7 protein-coding genes are annotated in these 11,819 nt (G+C 61.8%); 1 reads left to right on the top strand and 6 read right to left on the bottom strand.

What is annotated here, in order from left to right:
- Positions 1 to 23: 23 nt before the first annotated feature.
- The 3 genes from C5L10_RS23865 to C5L10_RS23855 all read right to left on the bottom strand — a co-directional run bounded on the left by C5L10_RS23865 (position 24) and on the right by C5L10_RS23855 (position 4,996).
- Positions 24 to 1,592 carry a SpoVR family protein gene (locus tag C5L10_RS23865; protein WP_105431689.1) on the bottom strand — a complete coding sequence of 523 codons (1,569 nt, stop codon included), beginning with the start codon at positions 1,590 to 1,592 and terminating at the stop codon, positions 24 to 26.
- A complete protein-coding gene (locus C5L10_RS23860) occupies positions 1,589 to 2,866 on the bottom strand; it encodes a YeaH/YhbH family protein (RefSeq protein ID WP_105431688.1) in 1,278 nt (425 codons plus the stop codon). Before C5L10_RS23860 ends, C5L10_RS23865 begins: the two co-directional genes overlap by 4 nt.
- 186 nt (positions 2,867 to 3,052) lie before the next feature.
- Positions 3,053 to 4,996 (bottom strand): PrkA family serine protein kinase, encoded by a 1,944-nt coding sequence (locus C5L10_RS23855; RefSeq protein WP_105431687.1) that lies wholly within the window; start codon positions 4,994 to 4,996, stop codon positions 3,053 to 3,055.
- Positions 4,997 to 5,305: 309 nt separating this feature from the next.
- Here C5L10_RS23855 and C5L10_RS23850 point away from each other — a divergent pair, with 309 nt between their 5' ends.
- The gene (locus tag C5L10_RS23850) at positions 5,306 to 5,872 is read left to right on the top strand and encodes a DNA-3-methyladenine glycosylase (protein ID WP_105431686.1); all 567 of its coding nucleotides are present in this window, start codon (positions 5,306 to 5,308) and stop codon (positions 5,870 to 5,872) included.
- A gap of 9 nt (positions 5,873 to 5,881) precedes the next feature.
- Here C5L10_RS23850 and C5L10_RS23845 read toward each other — a convergent pair whose 3' ends face one another.
- From C5L10_RS23845 to bcsN, 3 genes are read right to left on the bottom strand one after another with little or no spacing between them, the layout of a single operon-like run.
- On the bottom strand, positions 5,882 to 8,359 hold the full coding sequence (locus C5L10_RS23845; protein WP_172717140.1) for a cellulose biosynthesis cyclic di-GMP-binding regulatory protein BcsB: 2,478 nt from the start codon (positions 8,357 to 8,359) through the stop codon (positions 5,882 to 5,884).
- A gap of 9 nt (positions 8,360 to 8,368) precedes the next feature.
- Positions 8,369 to 10,543, bottom strand: a complete 2,175-nt coding sequence (gene bcsA / locus C5L10_RS23840; RefSeq protein WP_105431684.1) for a UDP-forming cellulose synthase catalytic subunit — start codon at positions 10,541 to 10,543, stop codon at positions 8,369 to 8,371.
- A 58-nt stretch (positions 10,544 to 10,601) separates the two neighbouring features.
- Positions 10,602 to 11,618 carry a cellulose biosynthesis protein BcsN gene (gene bcsN, locus C5L10_RS23835; RefSeq protein ID WP_172717139.1) on the bottom strand — a complete coding sequence of 339 codons (1,017 nt, stop codon included), beginning with the start codon at positions 11,616 to 11,618 and terminating at the stop codon, positions 10,602 to 10,604.
- Positions 11,619 to 11,819: the final 201 nt, after the last annotated feature.

Below are 11,819 nucleotides of genomic sequence, written 5' to 3'. Positions count from 1 at the left end.
AGAGACTTGCTCTTGCACCGTCCTCAGGCGAAAATGTCACCCTTTTGAAGGATCTCGCGGGGATGCGCGGCATGTTCCTTCACGACCTTGTCGGCGCCGTCGATTTCCTGCAGCATGACGTCGTAGCCCCAGAGATCCGCCAGATGCTGCAGGACCTGTCTGGTCTCGCTGTCCTCGAGAACCCAGTCGTTCGGCGCCCGGTGCTGCAGGAGAAGGCGACGGTCGCCGGCGAGATCGACATCGACGATGTCGATCCTCGGATCGGTCCAGCCGATGTCGTATTCACGCGCCAGCTGGCGGCGGACGCGTTTGTAGCCCCGCTCGTCATGGATCGCCGAAACCAGTATCCCTTCACTCATCTGCGGATCGTCGTAGAGCTGGAAAAGGCGCCACTTGCGGATCAGGTGCGGGCTCAGGAACTGGCTGATGAAGCTCTCGTCGCGGTAGTCGGCCCAGATGCCGCGCAGGACCTGCATCGGATCACCGCGGCCGGCGATATCCGGGAACCAGTCACGGTCCTCATCTGTCGGCTTCGTCACGATCCGCTCGATATCCTGCATCATCGCAAAGCCGATGGCGTAGGGGTTGAAGCCGGAGAAGCGCCGATCGTCATAGGTCGGCTGGAATACGACATTGGTGTGGGATTTCAGGAATTCGAAATAGTTCCCGTCGCTGATCTGCCCGCGGTCGTGCAACCGTTCCATGATCTGGTAATGGACATAGGTCGCAGTCCCCTCGTTCATCACCTTGGTCTGGCGCTGCGGGTGGAAATATTGCGCCACGTGGCGGACGATACGCAAGATTTCCCTTTGCCATGGCTGCAGCCGGGGCGACGACTTTTCGAGGAAATAGAGCAGATTATCCTGCGGCAGGCCGAGTGCTGCGCGCCGCCTCTCGAGATCGACATCGGCCGCGTCGCGCTTGCGGCCAGCCGGCACGGTGCGCCAGAGGTCGTTGAACATCTGTTCTTCGTGAGCGCGCCGCTCCTGCTGGCGCTTTTCCTCCTGGCGCAGGTCGAGCCGCGTCTTGCCCGCATAACGGTGCACCCCATGCGACATCAGCGCGTGAGCGGCATCGAGGGTCCGTTCCACCGCCGTTTCGCCGTAACGTTCTTCGCAGCGGGCGATATAGCTCTTGGCGAAATCGAGATAGTCGAGAATGCCTTCGGCGTCCGTCCACAGCTTGAAGAGATAGTTGTTCTTGAAGAAATGGTTATGACCGAAGGCCGCATGGGCGATTACCAGTGTCTGCATCGTCGCGGTATTTTCCTCCATCAAGTAGGAGATGCAGGGCGACGAATTGATGACGATCTCATAGGCGAGATCCCGCATGCCGCGGCGGTAGAAGGCCTCGTGATGCGCGAAATGTTTCCCGAACGACCAGTGCCGGTAAAACAGCGGCATGCCGGTCGATGAATAGGCGTCCAGCATCTGTTCGGCCGTGATCACCTCGATCTGGTTCGGGTAGACATCGAGCCCGAGTTCGCCGATCGCGATCTCCTCGCAGGCATCGTGGATGCGCTGGAGCGTCGTGAAATCCCAGTCCGCGCCGTCGAAGAGCAGTCGATCCTTCTGCATAGCCGCCTGGGTCATGGCACCGCCTTCGTCTGTGTCGAACGCTTCTGGAAGAGGTCGTGGAAGACTGGAAAGATCTCGTTCTTGCGGCAGACCTTGCGCATCGCAAGAGTTGCCGAGCTCGATCGGATGCTCTCATAAAGGCGCCAGAGGGGCGAATTGGAGGCGAGCGAATCCCCGCCCTCCTCGTCGACTTCGATATAGGCGAAGTACTGGCAGAGCGGCAGGATCTCGTGTCTCAGCAGATGACCGGCCGGACCTTCGTCCCGATAGGAGTTGTCGCCGTCCGAAGCCTGTGCGGCGTAGATGTTCCATTCGGTGGGATCGAAGCGTGCGGCGATGATGGAGCGCATCGCCGCAAGCGCGCTCGATACCAGCGTGCCGCCGGTCGCCTGGCCGTAGAAGAAGGTCTCTTCGTCGACCTCCTCGGCCTTCTCGGTGTGGCGGATGAACACGATCTCGACCTTTTCGTAACGCTGCGAAAGAAACAGATAGAGCAGCAGGTAGAAGCGCTTGGCCAGATCCTTCATATGTTCCGACATCGATCCGGAGACGTCCATCAGGCAGAACATCACCGCCTTCGCAACCGGCTTCGGTTCGTTCTCGAAGCGGCGGTAGCGCACGTCGAGCGGGTCGACATAGGGAATGCGCCGGATCCTGTCGGTCAGCGACTTGAGTTCTGCCTCCAGTGCAAGGCGGGTCTCATCATCCTCGCTTTCCTCGATCTGGCGTTGCAGCGCCTCGATCTCGGCGGGCTTGGGGCGCTTGAGAGCGATGCGCCGCATCATGGCGAGCCGCGTCGTCCGGTCTATGGAGAGATTGGAAGGGGAGCCCGAAATGGAGTACCCGGCCCGCACCGGGCTCATCTCCTCGGTCTCGCTGAGCCGCCGTTTGGCAAGCTCGGGCAGCTCGAGATCATCCAGGAAAACCGAGAGGAATTCCTCGCGCGTCAGGACGAAGCGGAAGCCGTCTTCACCGTCGCCCTGGCCGGCCTCTTTGGGCCTGCCGGCACCCTGGCCGGGGGGGCGGGGAATGATATCGCCTTCGACAAAGGCCCGGTTGCCGGGGAGGACATGGTCCGTAATGCCGCCCTCGGCCCGGCGAAAGCTCGGCTCGCCCATGCCGCCGATCGGAAGGCTGACTTCGCCGCCATCCAGTACATCACGGATGCTGCGGCTTTGCAGGGATCGCCTGACTGCTTGCTGCACGGCGTCCTTTGCGCGCCGCAGAAACCGCTGCCGATTTTCCAAACTTTTACCGCGCGGGTTCAGCCGCCGGTCGATGATGTGCATGTTGGCTCCTGCATGAGCATTAGGGTCTGTACTCAACTAGGTTTCGGATGCCGCACAACCCAGTATGCCACAATCCTACGGCCTGTCGTCACACACAATGATGGAGATGGAATCCACCTTTGTGTGTCTAAGGAACTGAACGGTTTTCTTGCATGCTGCGTTCCAAATCCTAATTGAGTACAGACGCTAACCTGCCTGTTTGACCCGCATGTACCACTCCACCAGACGGCGAACCTGTCTCTCGGTGTAGCCGCGCGCCGTCATGCGCGACACGAACTCGCTGTGTTTCTTTTCTGTTTCGCCGTCCTTCTTCGATCCGAAGGAGATGACCGGCAGAAGATCCTCCACCTGGGAGAACATTCTTTTCTCGATCACTTCCCGAATCTTCTCGTAGCTCGACCAGGACGGGTTCTTGCCGCCGTTATTGGCTCGCGAGCGGAGGCAGAACTTGACGATCTCGTTGCGGAAATCCTTCGGATTGGCGATGCCCGCCGGTTTTTCGATCTTGGTCAGTTCCTGGTTCAGGAGTTCGCGATCGAGAAGCTGCCCGGTGTCCGGATCCTTGAAATCGACATCCTCGATCCAGGCGTCGGCGTAGTCGACGTAACGATCGAAAAGATTTTGACCGTAGTCGGAATAGGATTCCAGATAGGCCTTCTGAATCTCATTGCCGATGAACTCCGCGTACCGCGGGGCAAGGTCTGCCTTGATGAACTCGATATACCGCTTTTCGGTTTCCTCCTGAAACTGTTCGCGGCGGATGGCCTGTTCCAGCACGTACATAAGGTGGACCGGATCGGCGCCGATATCCGTCGTGTCGTGGTTGAAGGTCGAGGCGAGTACCTTGAAGGCAAAACGTGTCGATATTCCGTCCATGCCTTCGTCGACGCCGGCCGCGTCCCGATATTCCTGGACGCTGCGGGCGCGCGGATCGGTTTCCTTGAGGCTTTCGCCGTCATAGGCACGCATCTTGGAGAAGAAGGTCGAGTTCTCGTGCTTGCGCAGCCGCGAGAGTACGGAAAACCGGGCCAGCATCTCAAGCGTCGCCGGCGCGCAGGAGGCATCCGCAAGCTCCGAACCTTCGATCAGCTTCTCATAGATATGCTGTTCTTCGGTCACCCGCAGGCAATAAGGAACCTTGATGACGCAGATGCGGTCGATGAAGGCCTCGTTGTTCTTGTTGGCCTTGAAGCTCTGCCATTCCGCCTCGTTCGAATGGGCAAGGATGACGCCGGAGAAAGGAATGGCGCCGATATTCTCGGTGCCCATGTAATTGCCTTCCTGCGTCGCCGTGAGCAGCGGATGCAGCATCTTGATCGGCGCCTTGAACATCTCGACGAATTCGAGCACGCCCTGATTGGCGCGGTTGAGCCCGCCGGAATAGCTGTAGGCGTCCGAGTCGTTCTGGGAATAGTTTTCGAGCTTGCGGATGTCGACCTTGCCGACCAGCGACGAGACGTCCTGATTGTTCTCGTCGCCCGGTTCGGTCTTGGCGATGCCGATCTGGCGTAGTCGGGAGGGCTGCAGCCTCACCACCCGGAAACGGGTTATGTCGCCTCCGAATTCATCGAGCCGTTTCAGGCACCAGGGGCTCATCAACCCGCTGAGGCGCCGGGTCGGAACGCCGTACTGCTCGAGCAGCATCGGCCCCATCGCCACCGGATCGAAGAGGTTGAGCGGGCTTTCGAAAACCGGGCTGATATCGTCGCCGGCCTTCAGTACGTAGATCGGATTGGCCTCCATCAGCAGCTTCAGGCGCTCGGCGAGCGATGACTTGCCGCCGCCGACCGGGCCGAGCAGGTAAAGAATCTGCTTTCGCTCTTCCAGCCCCTGCGCGGCATGCCGGAAGAAGGAAACGATCCGCTCGATCGTCTCTTCCATGCCGAAGAAACCGGCAAAGGCCGGATAGGCCCGGATGGTGCGGTTCATGAAGATTCGGCCGAGCCTGGCATCCTTGGCCGTGTCGACCATCTGCGGCTCGCCGATCGCCGCCAGCAGCCGCTCGGCCGCGTTGGCATAGGCCATCGGATCTTTTTTACAAAGCGCCAGATACTCGGCGACAGACATATCTGTCTCGCGCCGGGCTTCGTAGTTCCTGGTGAAGGCATCGAACAAGGATTCACTCGGCATAGGCTACTCCAGTCAGGGTTGCGCTACTGCTCGACTGCCGCAAAGATTGAAAACGCTGCGGCAATCTATTGAGAATCAAGATGTTTCTAAACCTAATACGACACCCGGAGCGTTTTCATGGCAATGCACAAAAATGTGCGTCCACAAATCCGTGCTGACTTGGCAAACAGCAAGTGAGGGGCCTGTTGCATCCTCGCGACAACGTCTGCACGACGCTTCGGGCCTTCCAGGATGTCGCGTCGTCGGCGGGGAAGACAAGCCCTGCTTCGCCGTCTATGGATGCAACCGGCAGCGAGACGAGCGTTTCTGATGGACCAGCAGTTTTTCGATAGAGGCTCCGTGGAGGTGGCGCGTGACCTGATCGGCGTCGAACTCGATGTATCCGGCGCAGGCGGCGTGATCGTCGAGACGGAAGCCTATGAGCCGGACGACCCGGCATCTCACAGTTTTCGCGGGCCTACGCAAAGGAACGCGGTGATGTTCGGCCCGCCCGGGCATGCCTATGTCTATCGTTCCTACGGTATCCACTGGTGCCTGAATTTCGTCTGCCAGCCCGGAAGCGCCGTGCTGATCAGGGCGCTGCAGCCGGTCAGAGGCCTTGGCGAGATGGAGAAGAGGCGCCGCCTTGCCGATCCGCTGCTCCTATGCTCCGGTCCGGGCCGGCTCTGCCAGGCGCTCGGCATCACCATCGAGCACAATGGCATGCCGCTGTTTTCGCCGCCGTTCGAGCTCACTTTGCCGAAAACACCACCGCTGGTCGTCACCGGGCGGCGGATCGGCATCTCCCAGGCTGTCGATCTGCCATGGCGTTTCGGTCTTTCCGGCTCCCTGCATGTCAGCAGGAAATTCACCGGCAAGGGTGGCATGGCGCCCTGAGCCGAGCGATTATCTGTTGCGGCCGAGCAGCGACAGCAGTCCGCCGGTCGCAAGCCCGAGCAGCACCCCGCCTGCGGCCAGCAGCAGGGCATAGGACATGATATTGTCCGACAGCCAGTTCGCCGCGATCAGCCGCGCATTTCCCGGCGAGAATGGCTGCGTCGGCATGAACCGGAACCAGCTTACCGGCACGTCGTGCGGCTCCTTGCCACCGCCTTCATAAACGATGATGCGGCCCTTCAGCCGGTCCCATTCCTCCCGCGCTGAAAAAGCCTGCATGCCTTCTGCAAGCGATGCGGAATCGGGGGAGATGATCGCGGTCCAGGTGCCGAGCTCGGTCGGGTCGCTTTCCTGGGCGATGATCAGCTTCGCCGTTTGCGGCGGCTTGTAGAGTTCGTCGGTGGCCGGGGCAAAACGCAGCATCGCCATGCTGAGGTCGAAATTGTCCTTCGCCCAGTCGCCGAGCGCCCTGAACTGCTGCGAAAAGAAGTTGTTGCCGGCGCGCTGCTGCCAGTCCTGCAGGGTCAGCGAGGTCCTGGCCGACGTGTTCGATGACACGCCCGCGGGGTTCCAGCTGTTGCGGCTCTCCTGATCGATCTTCAGCTGGGTGAGGACATTGGCCGGGAATTCCGAGATGGAGCCGATGAAGAGCGCGTTCGCTCCGGCTACCCGCGCTGCGGATATGGTGACATCGACCGGGATCACGTGGTGCGAGGCGATCGACATCTTTCCGAGAAAAGTCGCCGCCGCAGACAGGGTTTGTTCGTCGATCCGGCCGAGGAACAGTGAAACGGGCTCGGTGTCTATCCGGTAGGGAAAACCGGTTCCGGCAGTGGCGGCGAGATTGGGCACCTGGGCGATGCGGGCGAAATCGGGCATCTGGAACTGGGAGCTGCCGAAGAGCGCGAACCTTGCCTTGCTGTCGGCGGTGCTGCCCGGAGCGCAGGCGATATCCTGGCGCGTCAGGAGCGCTGCTTCCACGGTGATCGTGTTCACGCCCGGCTTGAAATGCTGCAGCGTGAGCTTGATCGGCAGATGGCGCAGGATCGCGCCGCCGGAGGAAGTGATCGGCACGGTCGAGGCTATATCGCCGTTGACGAAGATGTCGATGTGGCTGCCCGGTTGAACGTCGGCCGTATAGGCGGCATCGAGCAGGATGCGCGCTTCCCCGTAGGCATTGGCATAAAAGTCGGCCGGTACGCCGATCGTGAAGCGGGTGCGGAACAGCCGGCCGGTGAATTCCTGGCTTTCGATCCCGAGCTGCGCGAAATCGATCGCCGCATTCGAAAACAGGAACGGCGTATCGAGGCCGTGCCAGGCCTGGGTAGACAGCGTCTCGCGCCGTTGCGTGGCCGAACCGTCGGTGGCAGCGACGAAGCTCTCGATCAGCCCTTCCAACGCCGGCCAGCTTGGGCCGGATAGCACGAGGGCCGAGGCGCCGTGGGCGCCGGGATAGTCGAGAAAACTCGCCACGGCGGCATTGGCGGCCGCGGGCGGCAGAGCCGGCAGCAGCGGCCGCAGTTCGTCGCGGGTACCGACGAAGATCGCAAGCTCGCCAGGCTTCGGCAATGCGCTGGGCGTCTTCTCGAACGCAAAGGATTGGTTGGGCATGCCGCCCATCAGCGCCAACCCTTGGGTCAGCCGCATCAGCATGTCGGTCGCGCCGAGCTGGTCGAGCGCCGGCACGATCAGCCGGAAGCGGGTGCCCCCTTTTTCGTCGACGCCGACGGCGCGGATGTCGTCGAGCCGCGAAAGCCGGTTCGTTCCGCTCGCGCCGAATGTCATGAACGTTCGCTGCGGGTCGATATCCGTCCACAGTTCGAAGGTCGATTCGATCGTGCAGTCGGTGCGGTGCCGCTGGTCGGCGCGAAAGCGGACGAGGTTGATGCCGGCTTTCAGAACGCCTACCGGAATATCGAGGACGCGGTCGCTGATCTGATCGGGCGAGGCGATCGGATTGGCATAGACCGGCACGTCGTTGACGGTGACCGCCAGTTCGGAGACCTCCGGCGCGACAACGATGGAATTCTGGTAACCGAGATTGAGCTTTGCCGGCGCCGCCGCCTGTTCGGGTGTCAGGTAAATCGACCATGAGCGCTGATCGGCCTCGCCGTTCAGCCGCAGGCTCTTTTCGGGCACCAGATAATGCCGCCCGGCGAGCTCTGCGGGAAGCGCCGCGGGCTGCCGCGCCGGTGTTGCCACCTGTGCGGCGGGCGCGGGCGTCCCAGGAGGGGGAGATGTTATCCTTGGCGGGGCAGGGGTCGGCGCGGTCTGGCCGGAAGCGCGAGGCGGCGGCAGCGGGATCTGCGTCTGCACCGGGCCGGGAGCAGGCGATGCCGGCCGGGATGCGGGCGCCTGCTGGCCCGGTGGAGCCGTGGACGGCGTGTTCTGTGGCCGCTCCGGCCCCATGTTGAACGGCGCAGGCGTCTGGGCCGGCGCGATGCCTGCGGAGAAAAGAAGAACTCCGATTGCGAGAGCCTTTTTCATCATGCCCTCCTATTTCTGTCCGCCTGCGGCGTTATCGCGTCCGGTGTTGCGGACGAGATAGGAAAGCCCGCGGGCCGTCTGGTAGATCGCGAGGCCGAAGAACCACAATGTACCGGCAACGAGGCCCGGATTGTGCCGGCGCGAGACCTGGAACTGGGTCCACTGAGCGGAATTGGCAAAGATCAGGTCGGCGATCAGCCGGTGGTCGGTCGCCCGCTCCGGCAGATAGCGGCAGCCGATCGAGGAGACGTCACCGATCGTCTCCACGTTGCGCACCTCGATCGGCAGGTCGCTGATAGGCAGGTCGCTATAGGGCTGGAATCGGAGAATGCATCTCTTTCCGGCAGCGATATCCTTGAACCCTTCCGTATAGACCTGCACGCCGGCGCCATGCACGGAGACGTCCTCGATCGTGGCGGTGAACCAGCGGTCGCCGACGCCGAACTCGCAGCGGCGGCTGACCTTGACGCGCCGCGAAGCCTGCCGTTCGCCCCGTTCGGACACGACCCCGAGCGCGCAGCCGGCAAGGATGATGTTGAGCAGATTCCAGCCGCCGACCACCAGGGTCACGTCGGCCTTGAAGGGTTCGGCGTAGACCCGGTAGACGCTGATCGCGAATGCGACGAGCAGCACGAAAAAGATCACGAAGAATGGCCGGCTGATTTCCGAAAGTCGGCTGACGGAGACGGATTCGTCCTTGGCGGTCACCTTGAAGGTCGGCTTGCGCGGATTGAGCATTACCGAGACGACGGCAGGCAGAAGGTGAACCGTCTGCACATATTCGTAGAGTTCGGAAATCCAAGGCCAACGGAACGCCCCGTAGAGATAGTTCTGCATCATCAGGTTCACGATCATATAGGTCAACGAATAGACCATGAATTCGCCGCCGGACGAGGTGAAAATCTCCAGATCGAAAAACAGGTAGAAGAGCGGCGCGAAGAGAAAGATCGTGCGCGGGAAGGGAAAAAGCCAGAACAGCGTCGACGACATGTAGCAGAACCGTTGCGGCAGGGAGAGGCCGCGCTTGAGCGGCGGAAAGCGGAAGCGCAGGATCTGCATCATGCCCTGTGCCCAGCGGCTGCGCTGGCCGATGAAACTTGCAAAGGTGGCAGGCTGCAGACCGGCGATCAGCGGCCGGTCGAGATAGAGGCTGTGCCAGCCGCGGCTGTGCAGGTCGAGCGCGGTCTCGCAGTCCTCGGTGATGCTGACGCCCGAGAAGCCGTTCGACACTTCGAGCGCCTTGCGGTTCAGAACAGCCGCCGATCCGCAGAAGAAGGCCGCGTCCCACTTGTCGAGTCCGCGCTGGATGATGCCGTAGAACATCTCGTTCTCGCTCGGCATCTTTTCGAAGGTGCGCAGATTACGCTCGACCGGGTCCGGGTTCAGGAAGAAATGCGGCGTCTGGACGAGAAAGAGTTTCGGGTCCTCGTCGAAATAACGGACCGTCTCCAGCAGGAAATCCCGGGCCGGCGCATGGTCCGCGTCGAAGACCGCGATCAGCGATCCGGTCGAATGCTTGAGCCCGTTGTTGAGATTGCCGGCCTTGGCATGCTCGTTGCGCTCCCGGGTGAGGTAACGCACGCCAAGATCGTCACAAAGCTGCTGCAGCAACTTGTGCCGGCTTTCTGCAGCGCGGGCATCGGCGACATTGGCGGATTTGCGCTTCTCAAGCGTGCTGCCGTCGTCGAGCAGCCATACGGTCAGCTTTTCCGAGGGGTAGTCCATGTTGCGGGCGGCGGCGAGCGTATTGGCAAGCAACCTCTCGTCTTCATTGTAGCTCGGTACGAAGACGTCGACCGTCGGCAGTTCCCGATCGCGTCGTCCATAAGGCGGGCGCGACGGCAGGGGCATGGAAACGACGAACAGGCTGAGCGCCAGCATCAGCACGCTGTACATCTCCGCCAGATAGACCAGCAGCCCCGGAATGAAGTTCTCGAGTTGGTTGACCGGCGGCAGCGTGCTTGTCGTGCGCCAGTAGACGTAGCGCATCACCATGGCGGTGCCGAAGGAGAGCGCCACGAGACGCCATTTTCCTTCTGCCTTGAGCAGCCGGATGACGCCCATCACGGTAACGACGAGAATGCTGGCGATGAGCTGGGTGCGCGTGTTGATCGGCAGCGTCACGAGCGCGATGATCAATGCGCTCGCGAGCGCCCAGATGACCGCAGAAAGGAATGTCCGCATCCTGGGCTATCTCCAGCAGCCGGAAGATCCGGGCATCGATCGATCGGAATGGTTCGGCTTATCGGCACGCATTGGCGGCCCCGCTGGTCACGTTCGTGCAGGAAGGCGACGGAACACTCACCCGCCCGGTTTGCTGCGCGAGGCCCGACGGCGAGGGGACGAGCGGTGCGCGCGAGACCGATGGTTCTGCCGTGACCGGCGGCGTGTCCGTTGCGGTCTGCGTCATCACCGGCCTCGGCACCGAAACCACAGGCGCCACCGGTGGCACGGCTGCTGCCGCAGCAGGTGGCGTCGATTGGGCGACAGGGGCCGGCGCGGAACGGGTATAGACCGCACTGGTTCGCTGCGGCAATACCGGGACAATGGGCTCGGCTGAAGTCGGCCGCGGATAGATCGGTGAACCGACGCCGCCGAGGCTCGGGGAAACCGGCTGCGGTTCCCCATAGGGGTTCCAGCCTCCGTTATCCACCGCACCGGTGATCGTGTAATTGTACATGAAGGCAAGCAGCTTCTGCTCGGTGGCGGTCGCCTCGCAGATTCTTGCGCGGATCTGGATCGAGCCATGGTTCGCGAGCGGCGAGATCGTCCCGGACGGGCTGCGGACCTGCTGCCAGCCATACATGCAGAGGTCGTTGCCGGCGCCGCGCCCGAAGGCGTAGCCGAACGGGCCGTAATTGTTCTGGACGAAGAAGGACGAACGCACCATCCGGACGCCCGGCAGCGCCCGCCGCATCTCCGAGGCGATCCCGGCTTCCGTGACCGGTGTCGAGGTGAGCTTGTTGTCGCTGAGCTTGAAAGGACTGGCGGTGCCGAAGAACTGGGCCTTTAGCAGGTTCTGCCCTGGGGTCAGGGCTGAGGTATAGAGAAGGATGTCCTGATCGACGGCGTTGTCGTAGCGCCGTTCGATGACACTGACGATCCCTGGGCCGGCCGGCGGCGGCAGGACCATGGCCTGTTCGGCCGGCAGGTTCTTGGCAAACGTACCCATCTGGACGGGTTGGCCGGCGCAGCCGGCAGCCAGAAGCGGCAGTCCGCAAAACAGAACCGCTGCACCCAGATGGCCGAGGCCGCTCATTTTCTGTTTTCGAACCAGATGCTTTTCCGCCATGCCGAGCACTACCGATAGGTCGCGGACATCTCATTGTCCGTGGGAGGTCCCTGGCGACAGCTCATCGCAGAGCGAGCTGCAACCGAACGATTCCCGAGACCGACTCAGCCATTTGATGAGGTAAATCTAAATTGTTCGTTAACCATATGAGTTCATTCTTTAGAAAGA

Origin of the sequence: Neorhizobium sp. T6_25 (assembly GCF_002968555.1) — a bacterium.
Classification (GTDB): domain Bacteria; phylum Pseudomonadota; class Alphaproteobacteria; order Rhizobiales; family Rhizobiaceae; genus Neorhizobium.
This window is presented reverse-complemented; position numbering and strand designations above follow the sequence as displayed.